This window comes from Staphylococcus caeli (genome assembly GCF_051413795.1).
Lineage (GTDB): Bacteria > Bacillota > Bacilli > Staphylococcales > Staphylococcaceae > Staphylococcus > Staphylococcus caeli_A.
In genome coordinates this window covers 26620-43692 of sequence record NZ_JBOIRQ010000009.1, presented here as the reverse complement: position 1 = coordinate 43692, position 17073 = coordinate 26620, and the positions used below count along the sequence as shown (strand labels likewise).

General features: G+C 35.8%; 19 protein-coding genes. 13 read left to right on the top strand and 6 right to left on the bottom strand.

Going from position 1 to position 17073, the window contains the following annotated elements:
• Positions 1 to 32 precede the first annotated feature (32 nt).
• The 12 genes from ppx to hisIE all read left to right on the top strand — a co-directional run bounded on the left by ppx (position 33) and on the right by hisIE (position 12476).
• Positions 33 to 1562, top strand: coding sequence for an exopolyphosphatase (ppx, locus tag ACSULM_RS06415; protein WP_436861456.1), 1530 nt, complete (start codon positions 33 to 35; stop codon positions 1560 to 1562).
• 67 nt (positions 1563 to 1629) lie between these two features.
• Positions 1630 to 3789 carry an RNA degradosome polyphosphate kinase gene (locus tag ACSULM_RS06410; protein WP_436861453.1) on the top strand — a complete coding sequence of 720 codons (2160 nt, stop codon included), beginning with the start codon at positions 1630 to 1632 and terminating at the stop codon, positions 3787 to 3789.
• A gap of 249 nt (positions 3790 to 4038) precedes the next feature.
• Positions 4039 to 5340: a D-serine ammonia-lyase gene (locus ACSULM_RS06405; RefSeq protein WP_436861451.1), complete on the top strand. Its 1302-nt coding sequence runs from the start codon at positions 4039 to 4041 to the stop codon at positions 5338 to 5340.
• 220 nt (positions 5341 to 5560) lie between these two features.
• Positions 5561 to 6376, top strand: a complete 816-nt coding sequence (locus ACSULM_RS06400; protein WP_436861448.1) for an ATP phosphoribosyltransferase regulatory subunit — start codon at positions 5561 to 5563, stop codon at positions 6374 to 6376.
• 18 nt (positions 6377 to 6394) lie between these two features.
• On the top strand, positions 6395 to 7012 hold the full coding sequence (gene hisG / locus ACSULM_RS06395; RefSeq protein WP_436861446.1) for an ATP phosphoribosyltransferase: 618 nt from the start codon (positions 6395 to 6397) through the stop codon (positions 7010 to 7012).
• The gene (gene hisD, locus ACSULM_RS06390) at positions 7002 to 8273 is read left to right on the top strand and encodes a histidinol dehydrogenase (RefSeq protein ID WP_436861545.1); all 1272 of its coding nucleotides are present in this window, start codon (positions 7002 to 7004) and stop codon (positions 8271 to 8273) included. Before hisG ends, hisD begins: the two co-directional genes overlap by 11 nt.
• A complete protein-coding gene (locus ACSULM_RS06385; protein WP_436861444.1) occupies positions 8260 to 9264 on the top strand; it encodes a pyridoxal phosphate-dependent aminotransferase in 1005 nt (334 codons plus the stop codon). The genes hisD and ACSULM_RS06385 overlap by 14 nt, the downstream gene beginning before the upstream one ends.
• On the top strand, positions 9242 to 9820 hold the full coding sequence (hisB, locus tag ACSULM_RS06380; protein WP_436861442.1) for an imidazoleglycerol-phosphate dehydratase HisB: 579 nt from the start codon (positions 9242 to 9244) through the stop codon (positions 9818 to 9820). The genes ACSULM_RS06385 and hisB overlap by 23 nt, the downstream gene beginning before the upstream one ends.
• Positions 9817 to 10395, top strand: coding sequence for an imidazole glycerol phosphate synthase subunit HisH (gene hisH, locus ACSULM_RS06375; protein ID WP_436861441.1), 579 nt, complete (start codon positions 9817 to 9819; stop codon positions 10393 to 10395). The genes hisB and hisH overlap by 4 nt, the downstream gene beginning before the upstream one ends.
• Positions 10388 to 11092: a 1-(5-phosphoribosyl)-5-((5-phosphoribosylamino)methylideneamino)imidazole-4-carboxamide isomerase gene (hisA, locus tag ACSULM_RS06370; protein ID WP_436861439.1), complete on the top strand. Its 705-nt coding sequence runs from the start codon at positions 10388 to 10390 to the stop codon at positions 11090 to 11092. Before hisH ends, hisA begins: the two co-directional genes overlap by 8 nt.
• Positions 11089 to 11847, top strand: coding sequence for an imidazole glycerol phosphate synthase subunit HisF (gene hisF / locus ACSULM_RS06365; protein ID WP_436861437.1), 759 nt, complete (start codon positions 11089 to 11091; stop codon positions 11845 to 11847). Before hisA ends, hisF begins: the two co-directional genes overlap by 4 nt.
• Positions 11844 to 12476 (top strand): bifunctional phosphoribosyl-AMP cyclohydrolase/phosphoribosyl-ATP diphosphatase HisIE, encoded by a 633-nt coding sequence (gene hisIE / locus ACSULM_RS06360; protein ID WP_436861436.1) that lies wholly within the window; start codon positions 11844 to 11846, stop codon positions 12474 to 12476. The genes hisF and hisIE overlap by 4 nt, the downstream gene beginning before the upstream one ends.
• A 133-nt stretch (positions 12477 to 12609) precedes the next feature.
• Here hisIE and ACSULM_RS06355 read toward each other — a convergent pair whose 3' ends face one another.
• The 3 genes from ACSULM_RS06355 to ACSULM_RS06345 form a co-directional block, all read right to left on the bottom strand.
• Entirely contained in the window at positions 12610 to 12801 is a 192-nt protein-coding gene (locus ACSULM_RS06355) for a hypothetical protein (RefSeq protein ID WP_436861435.1), read from the bottom strand.
• A gap of 21 nt (positions 12802 to 12822) precedes the next feature.
• Positions 12823 to 13338: a GNAT family N-acetyltransferase gene (locus ACSULM_RS06350; RefSeq protein WP_436861434.1), complete on the bottom strand. Its 516-nt coding sequence runs from the start codon at positions 13336 to 13338 to the stop codon at positions 12823 to 12825.
• A gap of 87 nt (positions 13339 to 13425) precedes the next feature.
• On the bottom strand, positions 13426 to 14130 hold the full coding sequence (locus ACSULM_RS06345; protein ID WP_436861431.1) for an SDR family oxidoreductase: 705 nt from the start codon (positions 14128 to 14130) through the stop codon (positions 13426 to 13428).
• A gap of 174 nt (positions 14131 to 14304) precedes the next feature.
• On the opposite strand from ACSULM_RS06345, the gene ACSULM_RS06340 reads away from it, so the two are divergent.
• Positions 14305 to 14574, top strand: a complete 270-nt coding sequence (locus ACSULM_RS06340; protein ID WP_436854473.1) for a DUF1413 domain-containing protein — start codon at positions 14305 to 14307, stop codon at positions 14572 to 14574.
• A 215-nt stretch (positions 14575 to 14789) separates the two neighbouring features.
• Here ACSULM_RS06340 and ACSULM_RS06335 read toward each other — a convergent pair whose 3' ends face one another.
• From ACSULM_RS06335 to uxuA, 3 genes are all read right to left on the bottom strand, one after another.
• On the bottom strand, positions 14790 to 14981 hold the full coding sequence (locus ACSULM_RS06335) for a hypothetical protein (protein ID WP_436854472.1): 192 nt from the start codon (positions 14979 to 14981) through the stop codon (positions 14790 to 14792).
• A 181-nt stretch (positions 14982 to 15162) separates the two neighbouring features.
• Positions 15163 to 16005, bottom strand: coding sequence for an SDR family oxidoreductase (locus ACSULM_RS06330; RefSeq protein ID WP_436861429.1), 843 nt, complete (start codon positions 16003 to 16005; stop codon positions 15163 to 15165).
• A gap of 19 nt (positions 16006 to 16024) precedes the next feature.
• Complete coding sequence (gene uxuA / locus ACSULM_RS06325) at positions 16025 to 17068, bottom strand: mannonate dehydratase (RefSeq protein WP_436861427.1); 1044 nt, start codon at positions 17066 to 17068, stop codon at positions 16025 to 16027.
• Positions 17069 to 17073 lie beyond the last annotated feature (5 nt).

The window sequence follows — 17073 nt, the reverse complement described above, 5'->3', positions numbered from 1 at the left end:
TTTAAAAACCTCATTTTGCATAGGAGGCAGAAATGGAACGTATAGGATTAATAGACATTGGCTCAAACACAATTAGGTTAGTTATTTTTGAATTTGATAAAAAAACTGGCTTAAATGAATTGTTAAACATTAAAACACCAGCAAGATTAAGCCAATATTTAACAGACGATTTAGCAATGAATGACGACGGTATTGAAGTACTTACGCAAACATTACGTAGCTTCAAAAAAGTTTCGGACAAATTTGAAGTAGATGCACTACACCCAGTTGCAACTGCAGCTATCAGACAATCAACAAACCGAGTCAAAATCATCGAAAAAATCAAGAAAGAATTAAATATCAAAATCAAACTTATTCCTGAAGAGGAAGAAGCATTTTATGGTTTTTATGCAATTACACATACGACTGATATCCAAGATGGTATCTCCGTTGATATCGGTGGCGGTTCTACAGAGGTTACACTTTTCAAAGATAAAAAACTAAAAGAAGCACACAGTTTCCCTTTTGGTGTTGTAACATTACAACGTAAATTCTTTGATGGCAAAGATCATAACGACAAATCTGCAATAAAAGATATGGAGAAATTTTTATCTAAACAGTTTGATCAGTTATCATGGTTGAAAAATCAAAAAGTTGCACTTGTTGGTATAGGTGGTTCTGCACGAAATGTTGCACGTATTCACCAGTCCGAACACTCGTATCCTATCGGTGGTGTACACAATTACACGATGACTGAGGATAACATTGAAGAAGTTTATTCTATACTGAAGAAAAGTTCACGCGATGACCTCAAAGATATAGATGGATTGAGTAGAGATCGAATTGATATCATCCTTCCAGCCGTTGCTGTGTTCAATTCACTATTTAATAAAATTGATGCTACACAGTTCACATTTTCACGTAAAGGGCTACGTGAAGGCTATGTTATGAATGCAATCAGCGAGCGTCATCCTACAGAATTTAAAAAAGAAAATATTCGTAAAGATGCTTTGTATCATTTAGCAAACGAGTATGGTATTGAATCATCCAGTGCACAACAGCGAGTTAAGTTGGCGCAGTCATTACTGGAGCAACTTATTGCCTTAGACAAAATTGAAGTTTCTGAGAAAGAGCAAACCCTTTTTGCTGAGGGAGCTTATTTATACTATTTAGGTAGATTTATCGATTCTGATTCTAGTTCACCACACACGTATTACATCATTGCAAATTCAATGATTGATGGATTTAAACATGAAGATCGCGTCAAATTGGCATTACTTGCTAGTTTTAAAAACAAATCTCTGTTGAAATTCTTCAGCCGTGAAACAAAGTGGCTCAAAGATAAAGAATTAGACAACATACAACATCTTGGCGGTATCATTAAGTTTGTCAATGCGCTCAATATATCTCATACAAGTGCAGTTGAACGTGTTGAATTAGTAGAAGATGATGACGATAATTATCGTTTAAATGTTTATTATAATGGCGCCCCTATTGCCGAGGAATATCAAGCACATCGTCAGAAGAAACACATAGAGAAAATCTTAAAAGAGGATCTTTCCATTATCTTTACAAAATCTTAAAATACATATGATACATTAATATGTGGAACATATGTATTTTAGACTACAACGAGGTGTATTAAGGATTATGCATAGAAATTTGGGAGATAGAGACTTAAACTTACCGCAATATTATAATAATAGAGAACTTAGTTGGTTAGATTTTAACTATCGTGTATTACAAGAAGCACAGGATAAAAATAACCCATTGTTAGAACAACTGAACTTCATCTCTATATTTAGCTCGAATTTAGATGAATTCTTTATGGTGCGTGTAGCTGGCTTGCAAGACCAAGTTAAAATGGGCTATGACAAACCAGAGAACAAGGCACAGTTAACACCTAAGCAACAACTTGATCAAATTAAAATTAAAAACAAAGAAATTGTTGATTTACAATACAAACGATATAACGAATTAATTGCAGAATTACGTCAATATCAAGTAGAAGTTGTACGTCCTGATGAATTACCAGAAGCTTTATTGAAAGATTTAGAAACTGAATTCAAAGTAGGTATTTTACCAACTTTAACACCATTAGGTATTGATGCTTATCATCCATTTCCAAAATTAAACAATAAGAGTTTAAATATTTTTGTAGATATTGATACACAAGGTGATATTAATTCGGCGATTGTACAAATCCCTTCACTCATCCCGCGTTTCTATTCATTTAATAAAGGCGATAAACAATATATTGTGATGGTTGAAGATATTATTACGCATTTTATCAACGATTTATTCACTTGCTTTAATGTATTAAATACCTTTACTTTTAGAATTACACGTAACGCTGATTTAAGCATACATGAAGATGGTGCTGAAGATTTATTAATTGAAATTGAACGCTTCCTGAAAGAAAGAAAACGTGGTACTGCCGTACGTTTGGAAGTAGATGGTAGACAAGCAGCATATGAAGATATTTTATGGATTATGAATCAACTAGATGTACATGACAATGATATTTATTTCGTTGATGGCCCTTTAGATTTAACAATGCTTTTCGAGTTAGTTGATTATTTATCTAATAAACTGAAACATCTTAAATATAATAAATATGTGCCGCAAATCCCACAATCATTAGGCACTGATAATATTTTTGATTTATCATTAAAAAGAGATATTTTCTTCCATCATCCATATGAAACATTTGAACCTATCGTTGATTTTGTTCGTGAAGCTGCAGAAGATCCAAATACAATTGCTATTAAACAAACACTTTACCGTGTAAGTAAGGATTCTCCTATTATTAATAGTTTAAAATATGCTGCCGAAAATGGTAAACAAGTCACTGTACTTGTGGAACTAAAGGCACGTTTTGATGAAGAAAACAACGTACACTGGGCAAGAATGCTAGAGGATGCAGGCTGTCATGTTATTTATGGTATGACCCACTTAAAAACACATAGTAAAATTGCATTAGTTGTTAAACGCATCAACAATAGTTTAACGTCATTTGTCCATTTAGGTACGGGCAACTACAATGATAAAACTGCAAATATTTATACTGATATGGGGATTATCACAACAAATAATGAGATTGCAGAAGATGCTATCAATTTCTTTAATTACTTAAGTGGTTATTCTCTAAAACCTCAGTATAATAAACTGATCGTGGCACCTTTTGATATTCGTGACGTATTCTTAGCTCGTATAGATAAAGAAATTCAATCTCATCGTGAACATGGTAACGGTAAGATTATCATGAAAATGAATTCTCTCACAGATAAAGATATCATTCTTAAATTATTTGAAGCTTCATGTGCTGGAGTTAAAGTTCAACTAATCATTCGTGGTATTTGTTGTCTGAAACCAGGTATTCCTGGCATTAGTGAAAATATCGAAGTAGTGAGTATTGTCGGTAGATTTTTAGAACATTCACGTATTTATTACTTCCATAGCAATGGTGAAGATATGATTTACCTATCCTCCGCTGATGCAATGACGCGTAATATGATTAAGCGTGTGGAAATCTTATTCCCTGTTGAAGACAGAACGATTGCTCAACGTTTATTGGAATATATGAATCTACAACTTTCTGATAATCAAAAAGGCCGTTATCAAGACCAACATGGTCACTACCACTACATTGAAAATAATTTATCTCCGCTTAATTCACAAGCTTATCTTATGAAAGAAGCAATAGATTATGGTCAACGTATCAAAGAAGAAAATGCACGCCCACAAGTTATGTCAGTAAACGATCGCAAAGGTTGGTTTACAAAGATTAGAAATCAATTTAAAAAATAAACTTAAAGCCTAAAACTACGTATATTTAATATGCATAGTTTTAGGCCTTTTCTATTACTTGAATTCTAACAATGCCTCAAATTGCGTCAAACTTGATGCATAGCTTCTATAAATATGCCTGTTTATCAAAAGTATAATTCCCTCACTTCTTTGTTCATGATTTAATCATATTACTGTGTTAACAAAGCGAAATGTCCACTATTTTTGCTATAATCATTATATATATCGTGTTAATCAGGAGGAATCATAATGAAATCATTAACATCACTTACACAATCATTCCCTTTAATCAGTGAATTGCAGCACTATCAACCTGTTTTTTGGGAAAATCCTCATTTTCACCATGAAGCAACATTACCTTTCTCTATGGAAGATATCGAAGATGCCGCACGACGTCTCGAGCGGTTTAGCAGTTATATTCGCAAAGTATTTCCAGAAACAGAAAAAAATAAAGGTATCATCGAATCACCTTTAAAACATATTCCCTTTATGCAGCAAGAACTCTCAAATAGCGGCCAAATAGACGCCGAAGGAACGCTATGGTTAAAATGTGATAGTCATCTTGCAATATCTGGATCAATCAAAGCGCGTGGTGGTATTTATGAAGTACTTAAATACGCCGAATCCATTGCATTACAAGAAGGTAATTTAACACCAACTGACGATTACAGTGTCTTGGCTGAACCTGAATATCAAGCACTCTTTAGTAAATATAATGTGGCAGTAGGCTCAACAGATAACCTTGGTTTAAGTATTGGAATTATGAGTGCAAAGTTAGGCTTTAGCGTCACAGTTCATATGTCTAGTGATGCACGCCAATGGAAAAAGGACCTCTTACGTGCCCGTGGTGTAGAAGTCATCGAACATCAATCAGATTATCAATTTGCCGTTGCTGAAGGAAGAAAGTCAGCTGAACAAGACCCTAAGTGCCACTTTGTAGACGATGAAGGATCTGCAGATTTATTTCTAGGATATACCGTGGCTGCATTAAGACTGAAACAACAATTCAGTGAACACAATATTCAAGTAGATGCTGAACATCCCCTCTTTGTCTATCTACCTTGTGGTGTAGGTGGCGGTCCAGGTGGTGTGGCTTTTGGTTTAAAACAAGTATTTGGTGAACATGTTTATTGTATTTTCACTGAACCTACACATGCCCCTTGTATGTTACTCGGAATGATGACGCAACTTCATGATCAAATTTCAGTCAATGATATTGGTATCGATGGACGTACTGACGCAGATGGACTCGCAGTTTCTCGCCCTTCTCGTTTAGTTGGACAAATCATGGATTCGCTACTGTTTGGCGCACAAACTGTGTCTGATAATCAAATGTATCGTTACCTTTATTTATTAAGTGAAAAAGAGCGTATTTTCATTGAACCCTCTGCCGCTTCTGGATTCGCTGGTATTAAAGCAGCCTCTAACTTAGCTAAACAAAAAGGTATTTCACTTAATAATGCAAATCATATTGTTTGGGCGACAGGTGGCAACATGGTTCCGAAAAATGAAATGTTAAAATATGTAGCACATGGCAAAGATTTAATGTAATCATTTTCTAATAATGTTCGTTCTAATTATAACGCTTGAATAATTATGAAGTAGTATAAAAATCTTATCTTAAATTAAGTATTTTTATACTACTTCTTTTTACTTTCATTATTTTTCAGAATATTTGTTGAATTCCAAAAATATCTATGTTACAGTATGTTTTATCAATTCACTTTAACTTGGTAGAGAAACAAAGTATAAATGAAGGATGGTTATATTTATGAATTCAAGCACACTCATTGATAATAAAGAATTAGAATTGGCATTCTTAAAACATTTTCAACGTGCACAATTTAAGCTCGTTGATTTTGATTTTATTGAAGCTTTATCATGGCAATTACTGACGAAAGATGACTTACAGCAAATGACTGAGCGTAGCTTTTGGCAGCATAACCATCAAATATTTGCTTTACGCAACGACTTTACCGATCAACTATTACGTTATTACAGTAACTATCCGACTGAATATCAAAAAGTCGCTTATGCTGGTCTTATTGTTCGTAACAATGCAATCTACACACAACTTGGTATTGAACACTACAATCCTACAGTAACTGATATGCAACAAGATTTTTCACGTTTCTATTCGTTTATTCAAGAGCAACTTGGGGATGATATAGACTTTGTCATTTTAGGCCATTACCAGTTGATTGATTTATTACTTGCACCACAAGAACAAACAGACAACAATTTAAAGCTTATACAAGAACGTAATATTTCAGAACTTACGACATCACTTGGTGTCGCACACCCTATCGTTCAATTGCTCACGACAAAGACAACCGAGCAATTAAATCTATTGAGTCAATTATTCTCTCAAGATCATCGTACGATACAAGCTTTACGTCGATGGGAACAATGGTTTAAATCACTTAATATTACAGACATTCACTTAGATATTACACCACAAGCTCCACGTTCATATTACAAAGGTGCTTTTATGAAATGTCATCTTAAAAATAATAAAACACAGCAACTGACAGGTGGTTTTTATAAAGGGGAACTCGAAGGATTCGGCCTCGGATTTATTCTATAAGTTAAAGGAGTTTACATCATGCTTACAGTAGCACTTGCCAAAGGAAGATTATTAAAAAGCTTTATATCTTATTTAAAACAAGTAGATGCACAAGAGCTCGTAGTTGCATTAGAAAATAGAGAACGACAACTATTGATAACGGTCGATCATATACAATTTATCTTAGTTAAAGGTAGCGACGTGCCTATTTATGTCGAGCAAGGTGTTGCTGACGTTGGCATCGTAGGGAGTGACATATTAGAAGAAGGTCATTATACCATCAATAATTTACTTAACCTCCCCTTTGGTGACTGCCATTTTGCCTTAGCTTCAAAACCTGAAACAACAACTTATAAGAAAGTCGCGACTTCTTATATCGAAACTGCGCGTACCTATTTTGAAGCACAAGGCTTAGATGTAGAGTTAGTAAAACTATCTGGTTCTATTGAATTAGCCTGTCTTGTTGATATGGTCGATGGCATCGTTGACATTGTCCAAACTGGTACCACGTTAAAATCTAATGGCTTAGTTGAAAAGGATAAAATTAAACACATTAACGCCAAACTTATTACTAACAAGCAGTCATATTTCAAAAAATCCATTGAAATTGATGACTTCATTCAATCATTGGAGGTGTCAGTCATTGATTATAGATAAAACTACTTTTTTGAATACAGGGCTCAAACAGTCAACTTTAAATGAAGATTTATATCCAATTATCAAAGATATTTGTGACAATGTGAAACATCTCGGAGACGAAGCACTCAGATCTTATAATCAAACGTTTGATCAAGTCGAAACAACACAATTAGAAATTGATATTAGTACTTTACAAGACGCCTATCATCGTCTTGATGAAGATTTACGTCAAGCATTACATCAGAGCCATGAGCGTATTTCAGCTTATCAACAAAGTATTAAACAGTCCGAACAACAAGGTTCGTCAGAATGTTATGAAATGTATCATCCATTAGAAAGTGTTGGTGTCTATGTACCTGGTGGCAAAGCGAGTTATCCTTCAACAGTATTGATGACTGTGACTCTAGCGAAAGTTGCAGGGGTTGAGCATATTTATGTAGTTACACCGCCCCAACAACAAGGTATACCCGACATTGTATTAGCAGCATGTTATATAGCAGGTGTCGATCGTATATTCCAAGTTGGTGGCGCACAAAGTATAGCAGCACTTGCTTATGGAACAGAAACTATACCCAAAGTTGACAAAGTCGTTGGACCAGGCAATCAATATGTTGCTTATGCCAAAAAATATCTTTTCGGTCAAGTAGGTATTGATCAAATCGCAGGTCCAAGTGAAATTGCACTTATTATTGATGAAACAGCTGACTTAGATGCCATTGTCTATGATGTATTTGCACAGGCAGAACATGATGAACTTGCTCGTACTTTTGTCATAAGCGAAAATTACGCTTGTTTACAACAACTAGAACACAAAATACAACAAACACTTTCAACGATTGAACGTCAGCCTATTGTTGAAGCTAGTTTATCAAATCATCACTTTTTAATTCATGCATCTAGTTTTACCGAAGCTTGTGACTTAATGAATACTATCGCACCGGAACATGCATCTATTCAAACCGCTACTCCGCGTGATTATTTAAATCACGTACGTTATGTCGGTGCATTGTTCTTAGGTCATTATTCACCAGAAGTAATTGGAGATTATGTTGCTGGTCCAAGCCATGTCTTGCCGACAAATCAAACAGCAAGATTCACAAATGGTTTATCCGTAAATGACTTTTTAACACGTCATTCCGTTATTGATTTAACCCCGGATACATTTTCTGAAATTGAAGGTACAGCACGTCAACTCGCACATGTAGAACAACTCTTCAACCATGAACATTCTATTAAAATTAGAACGACAAAGGAGCACAACAACAATGATAAGAATTAACAAAAATGAAAGTCCTTTACGTCCCTTAACTGAATCACAACTATCATCATTAATTCAAAATGCAGCATTTAACTTCTATCCCGATGATGAATATGAACGCTTTAAGCAAGCCTATGCACATTTTTATAATATTAACGCTGAACAAGTCATCGCAGGCAATGGTTCCGATGAACTCATTCAGAAGCTCATGCTTATCATGCCAGAAGGACCAGCACTGACACTTAATCCGGACTTCTTTATGTACCAAGCCTATGCACAACAAGTACATCGTCCAATTGAATTTGTAGATGCACAACGCGATTTAACGTTTAAACTCGAATGCATTTTACAACGAATCGATGAAGTACAACCTGCGTTCTTCATTATGAGTAATCCACATAATCCGTCTGGCAAACAGTATAGTATTGACTTTTTAAACACAATTGCTGACAAGATGGCTCAAGTTGGTGGTTATTTCATTATTGATGAGGCTTATTTAGATTTTGGAGAAGCTTATACATTTGAGATGCAACCACACGTTATTCAAATGCGTACCCTTTCTAAAGCCTTTGGTATTGCCGGTTTAAGGTTAGGCGTGCTAATCGGTACTAGCGATACGATAAAATATATGCAAAGTATCGAACATCCTTATCCCTTAAATACTTTGACATTGCACATCGCACTCTACATGTTTGAACATGTATCAATGACTCAGTCTTTCATCAATCATCAAAGAGCATTAGCTAATCGCCTGAAGCATATATTTAATGAACATGTTTCAGACGTTATGACAGTCTTCCCTTCTTCTACTAACTTCGTATTGACCAAAGGGAATGCTGCTCAAAGTTTAGGTCAGTATATTAAAGACAATGGCTTCTTGCCTCGGGTATATGATGAACCTGAAATGAACGAATATGTACGTTATTCCATAGCAACTGATGCGCAACTTGATCAACTTGAAATAATCATTAAGTCTTGGAGGTCTCAATATGATGTATCAAAAAACACGTAACACTACCGAAACCCAATTATTTATTACACTCTCTGATGACAAGCGCCCAAGTGACATTCACACAGGTGTTGGCTTTCTAGATCATATGTTAACACTCTTTACTTTTCACAGCGGACTGTCGATTTCTATCGATGCTAATGGTGATACACAAGTAGATGATCACCATGTCACTGAAGATATTGGTATTGTGTTAGGTCAACTTTTATTAGAAATGATTAAAGCGCGACAATCTTTCCAACGCTATGGTGTAAGTTATATTCCTATGGATGAAACACTCGCACGCACAGTGGTCGATATCAGTGGACGTCCTTACCTGTCATTCAATGCTCTTTTTAGTCGCGAAAAGGTCGGTACCTTTGATACAGAATTGGTCGAGGAGTTTTTCCGTGCGTTTGTCATCAATGCACGCTTAACAACGCATATTGATTTAATACGTGGTGGCAATACACATCATGAAATTGAAGGGATCTTTAAATCATTTGCACGTGCACTTAGAGATGCGCTCATAGAAAATGATTCAAATGAAGCACCGTCATCTAAGGGCGTGATTGAATGATTGCCATTATTGACTATGGTTTAGGTAATATTAAAAATGTACAACGTGCCGTGCAATATCTGGGATATGAATCTAAGTTAACAGATAAACAAAGCGACATTGAACAGGCAGATATCATTATTTTACCTGGTGTGGGTCATTTCAAAGATGCAATGACCGCCATTCAAACTCGTCATTTAGACGTCATTTTGCGCAACGTAAAAGATAAACCTATCATTGGCATATGTTTAGGTATGCAACTTTTATACGATTGGAGTGCTGAGGGTAATGTTGAGGGATTGAAACTTTTCCCAGGAAATATCATACCCATTGAGACACCTTACCCTGTGCCTCATTTAGGTTGGAACAATCTTATCAGTGAAGATAAATCGTTGTCCCAGGACGTTTACTTCGTCCATTCTTATCAAGCTGAAATGTCAGAACACGTCATTGCATATGCAGAATACGGTACACAAATACCAGCAATTGTACAATTTAAACATTATATCGGTATACAGTTTCATCCTGAAAAAAGCGGCGACGATGGACTTGCAATACTCAATCAAGCACTGAAAGGTGGTTTCCTACATGATTAAACTATGGCCTGCAATTGATTTAATCAATGCAACCAGTGTACGACTGACAGAAGGTAAATATGATTCAGAAGAGAAAATGACACGTAGTGCGGAAGAAAGCATTCAATTTTATACTCAATTTAATTGCGTAGATCGTATTCATATCGTCGATTTGCTTGGTGCCAAAGCACAAGCATCTATCGAACGTGATTACATTGCAGCATTACGCAAACTGACAGATAAGCCTATAGAGGTTGGTGGCGGCATTCGTAGTTTAGAAACAATTGAAGCCTATTTCAAAGAAGGCATCGACTATTGCATTATTGGTACAAAAGGCATTCAAGATTTGGAATGGCTCACTAGTATAGCACAGCAGTTTCCAAATAGAATTTACCTTTCTATTGACGCCTATCGACGTGACGTGAAAATAAATGGTTGGGAACAAGACGCAGCACTCGATTTATTCGAGTTAGTGAAGCGTATCGAATCACTCCCTATCGGCGGCATCATTTATACAGATATTGCTAAAGATGGTCGTCTTGAAGGTCCTAATTTTGACATAACAGGTCAATTGGTCCAAGCAACTGAAAAGCCTGTTATCGCATCTGGAGGTATTCGTCATCAACAAGATTTACACCAGTTGGAATCACTTGGCGTTTCAGCTGCAATAGTCGGTAAAGCAGCACATAACGCACAGTTTTGGGAGGGCTTGTCATGATTAAAAAGAGAATTATCCCCTGCCTAGATGTCAAAGATGGTCGTGTCGTCAAAGGTATTCAATTTAAAGGGCTGCGTGATATCGGCAATCCTGTTGATTACGCACTCTATTATAATGAACAAGGCGCAGATGAATTAGTCTTTTTAGATATTTCTCGAACGGAAGCTGGACATGATCTTGTCCTTGATGTCATTGAGGAAACTGCTGAGAAACTGTTCATTCCTTTAACAGTTGGTGGTGGCATTTCTACCCTAGAGGATATTACGCAACTATTAAATCATGGTGCTGATAAAGTATCCTTGAATTCAAGTGCATTGAAAAATCCATCATTTATTAAAGCTGCCAGTGAAAAGTTTGGTAGACAATGTATATGTATTGCAATTGATAGTCAATATGATAGTAATTACGATGATTACTTTTGTTATACACATGGTGGCAAACAACGTACAGACAAACGTGTTTACGATTGGGTTCAAGAAGTAGAAGCACTTGGTGCTGGCGAGCTTTTAATTACAAGCATGACGCATGATGGAATGAAGCAAGGTTTCGATGTGACACATTTACATGCCATTGAACAGCTGGTCAATATTCCAGTCATCGCATCTGGCGGTGGTGGTCAACCCACACACTTTGTGGAACTGTTTAAGCAAACTAATGTTTCGGCTGGACTTGCTGCTAGCATCTTGCATGACAAAGAAACAACCGTAGATGAAATTAAAGAAACTATGGATCAAGGAGGTATTCCTGTTAGATGACTTTACAACAACCTGATTTTAGCAAAGGCTTATTACCAGCAATATTACAAGATGTGCATACCAAGGATGTATTAATGTTAGGTTATATGAATGAAGCGGCATATCAAAAGACACTAGAAGATGGCATCGTATGCTTCTACTCACGGTCTAAAGAGCGACTATGGACAAAAGGTGAAACGTCTGGTCATACTCAAGTGGTTAAAAATATACATTTAGATTGTGATCAAGACACCCTTCTCATTGACGTTGTCCCTAATGGACCAACTTGTCATACAGGTAGCCAGAGTTGCTTTAAAACAACGACGTCATTCCAAGTACAACAACTCGCAGAGACTGTTGCCACAAGTGCACATGCACAGAAAGATAATTCTTATACGCAATACTTATTAAAAGAAGGATTAGAAAAAATCACTAAAAAATTTGGAGAAGAATCTTTTGAAGTTGTTATTGGTGCCATGAAAGGTGAACGTGAAGAAGTCACAAATGAAGCTGCAGATTTAATGTATCACCTATTTGTATTGTTCCATGTTTTAGAAATTGACTTCGAAGATGTAGAAGCGGTGTTGGGTGAACGTCACCAAACGGCAAATAATTTTAAAGGTGAACGTGGCGAAATCGATGAATGGTAGAACGGTGTAGTAGAAATTTTATGACTTTCATCAATCATATAACCTTATACTTTAAATAAATTTATAACATCACATAAAAATGGTACAGAATGTAGATTTCAAATTACACTCTGTACCATTTTCATTTTACAACCTATGATTCTATCTGTTCATCTATCACTGCTAACGCTACTTTCAATGCTTGAATCCGATTTTCAAGTAAGGTAGTGCGACTACGTGGATTGCCATTATTTTCCATCTTCTCTAACGCATTTTGACATTTTGTTAGCATCGACAGTAATTGCGTCTTACTTTGTTTTAATTCTATTTGATTATATCGGGTCATATTTGCTCCCATACTTTAGCCTTATTCAAACAAATACACATCTCCAGGTTCTTCATAATTGTTAAATTGTTCGTCAATTTTAAAACCTAATGACTGTGCCGTCATAATAGATGCTACATTATTATATTTTGTTCTAGCAAGTATCCGATTATCTTTTTTTATATCATTTTTTACATAGTGTATAATCGCGTTACACGCTTCTTTTGTATAGCCTTGTTTCGTAAAATTTGGACTTAATCGATATGCTAAATTTAAGTAAACATTATCTTGCAAATGTTTATACATCAATCCGCACATACCAATCATTTGATTGCTTTGCTTTTCAATCATCAGACAATAACCAAATTGATGTTGTAACCAATGAGCCATCCAAGCGTCAAGCATCTCCGTCGTTTCATTCATATATAGGTGCGGTCCAGCTGGGTTATAAATGTTTGTCCGAGGATCCGAGTGGATGTTATGCAATTCCTTTAAGTATTCGTGTGAAGGTCGCACTAAATACAATCTGTCTGTTTCTATAATAAAGTTTGTTTCCATTTTGTTACACCTCACCTAATTTTCAGTGCATTGCAATAAAATCCTAATTTCACCTATTTTAAAATGCTAATACGCTATGCGTTGACGTTATACAGGTCTAACAGTCACTTCATTAACATTAACATGGCTTGGTTGTTGTAATGCGTACACAACTGCCTCTGCAATATCTGAAGGCTCTAATTTTTTACGTGCACCCCAATCGGTATCACCACTTAACGGCGTATCTACCATTCCTGGTGACACACTCGTCACACGGACACCAGTTTTAGCTAATTCTTTTTCTAATCCTTGTGTAATTGAATGAACGGCGGCTTTAGAGGCACTGTATAATGTGCTTTGTTTTGTCACTTCAAACCCAGATATAGACGCAATATTTATAATATGACCACTAGATTGATTTAAGAAGGTCGGTAACACAGCATTAATTCCGTATAATGTACCTTTAATATTCACATCAATCATCGCATCCCATGCGTCTACATCACCTTCTGTTATGGCTGAAGAAAGCATTAAGCCGGCACTATTCACTAAAATATCAACACGTCCGAACTCCGATTGTGTATCTGCAACGAGTTGATTAACTGCATCTCTTTGTGTCACGTCTACAATACTTGTTGCAACACTCACTTCAGAATTGGACTTAATACGCGTTGCCACTTCTGATAATCTTTCCTCATTACGTCCTGCTAATACGACTTTAACACCATATTTCGCAAGCGTTTCTGCGATACTTGCCCCAATGCCACTGCTTGCACCTGTAATTATCGCTACTTTATTTTGTAATTCAACCATTTTAACGCTTCCTTTCATTATAATTTCTACATAACAACATTTGCTTATTTGTAGCAATTGTATCATGTGTATTTTTATTTTATTAGTTTTTTGTCCTATAACCACTTGTCATAATCAATTGTTCACTATAAAGTGGACATATAGTCATAACATTATGCTCGAGGGGGATTAATCATGAATTTTGATGCACGATTAGAAACGTTGAGACAGTCTATCGCAAAAACAAGCTTTGAATTTCACTTCGAAGCCTTATTCGATAAGGAAGAATGGATTCAAATGCCCTTACCAGAACGCAAGCGCCTTGAGCGTGAATTTCGCAAATTCGTATCAGAGCATAGTCAATTACGCATTCCATATGCATCTGAAGATCATATTCGTATGGGCATGTATAATTCATTGTATGCATACAATGAAATTAAGCATAATTTTAAAGCATATGTTTGATACACTAGATTAACAAGAACAAATTGCTCCAATTCCTCAAAAAAATCCTACGTTCCTCATGCGAGGAACGTAGGATTTTCTATTACTTGAGGGCGCTTCAAATAAATCATGAAAGGTAACACTGAGAGAAAATATTCATAAAGTATCCTATAGCTCATGCAGAGCAACTTGCAGTGACTATAACATACTTCATGTTACTAGATGTATACAGTGTATTAACTATTTACTAATAGCTGTTTCTTCATACCATAGTTGTATATTTTCTCTGCGTCAATGTAAGCTATATAATCAATACTTCTGTATCCATCTTTAATATCATTAATAATACCTTGATTTACACCTGTATGAGTATAAATCTCGTAACTACTTTCATCTGAAAAAATGACTGCTTCAATTACTTTTCTCATCATAATCACTCCGAAATTTTTATTTCGTAAAGGCTTTGTTATCTTCTACACCCTTATCATAATAGATACTCATGCAAATTGAAAGCTTTTTGTGATTTATTTCACAAAATTATCACTTTTCATTTTCCCATTGTCATTAACTATACAATGATTGACACTTTATAATTAACTTCAACTTAATTTACACGCCTGCATAGGCATTAAATCCACCATCAACAGGTAGCACTACACCATTAATAAAGCTTGATGCTTGTTTATTAAGTAGGAATAATAATGCTCCAATTAATTCCTCTGGTTCTCCAAAACGTCCCATAGGTGTTGCATCGAGAATTTTTTGTGAACGTGCAGTGTAACTGCCATCTTCATTTAACAAGAGCGCTTTGTTCTGTGCCGTTAGTAAAAATCCTGGCGCAATTGCATTAACCCTGATGTTTGTTTTAGAGAAATATACACTAAGCCATTGCGTAAAGTTACTGATTGCTGCTTTTGCACCACTGTACGCTGGAATTTTAGTTAATGGTGTAAATGCATTCATAGATGAAATATTGATAATCGCTGCGTCTGCCTTATCTACCATATCTTGTGCGAATACTTGTGATGGAATAAATGTACCAATAAAGTTTAAATCAAAGACAAATCCAACACTCTTCTCGTCTAATTCAAAGAATGATTTAATATCTTGCTTCATTTGTGGATCATATTGTTCATCGTCAGTGGTACCTCTTGGATGATTACCCCCTGCACCATTTATCAGAATATCAACTGTTCCAAAAGTGCTGTGCACCGTTTCTTTGGCCTTTTCCATCGCTTCTTTTTCAGTCACACTCGCAACGATGGAACACGCTTTGCCACCTGCTGTTTCAATTTCTTTAACGACGCGATCACCACCCGCTTCATCAATACCAATAATGATAATATTGGCACCGCATTGCGCTAATGACTTAGACATTTCGGCACCGATAACACCTGCACCTCCAGTTACAACAATATTCTTTCCACTTAAATCTACATTAAAAGGTAGCATCTTGTTATCCTCCTTATTCTTAGTTGTCTTTCGTGATTGCTTCATACAGACCGTTTAAATACGTTGCACCTAATGCGCGATCGTATAAACCATAGCCAGGTTTTCCTGTTTCTCCCCAAATCATACGTCCATGATCAGGTCTGATCGGTCCTTGATAACCAAATTCATGTAATGCTTTAATAACTCGGTACATATCAATTGAGCCAGCTTCCGATAAGTGTGCTGATTCTTGGAATGATTTATTACCCACTAATTTCACATTGCGCGCATGTACGAAATGTACGCGCCCTTTTTTCCCAAAATATGCTAACATCTCTGGAAAATCATTATTTTTATCTGATCCTAATGAACCGGAACACATCGTCAAACCATTATGTTTTGATGGATGTAATGCAATAAAGCGTTCCAAATTGGCTTTATTTGTAATGATTCTAGGTAAACCAAAAATACCCCATGGTGGATCATCCGGATGGATTGCCATTAAAATGTCTTCCGTTTCCGCAACCGGAATTACTTTATTAATAAAGTATCCTAAGTTCTCCCATAATTTTTCTTCATCAATTTGTTTATAATCTGCGAATAATTCTGCTAAATCTTCTTTAGAATAACTTGAATCCCAACCAGGTAATGCAAGTTCTCCTTTTAATGGATCCATTTTAACAATATCATTCTCATCATAAATAAGTGCTGTAGAACCATCAGGTAAACGATAGTCTAATTGTGACCTTGTCCAGTCAAAGACCGGCATAAAGTTATAACACACAACTTTGATACCTGCTTGTCCTAAATGGCGTAATGTTTGGCAATAATTTTCAATATATTGATTGCGTGTTGGTTTACCTAATTTTATATCTTCATGCACCGGAACACTTTCAATAACAGATAGTTCTAAACCTGCATCTTCAATTTCTGATTTTAGTGCTTTAATTTTTTCTAATGGCCATACTTCCCCCACTGGTATGTCGTAAATCGCACTAACGATACCTTTCATACCAGGAATTTGTTTGATGTATTCAAGACTGATTGGATCATCTTTGCCATACCATCTAAATGTCATTTTCATAACAA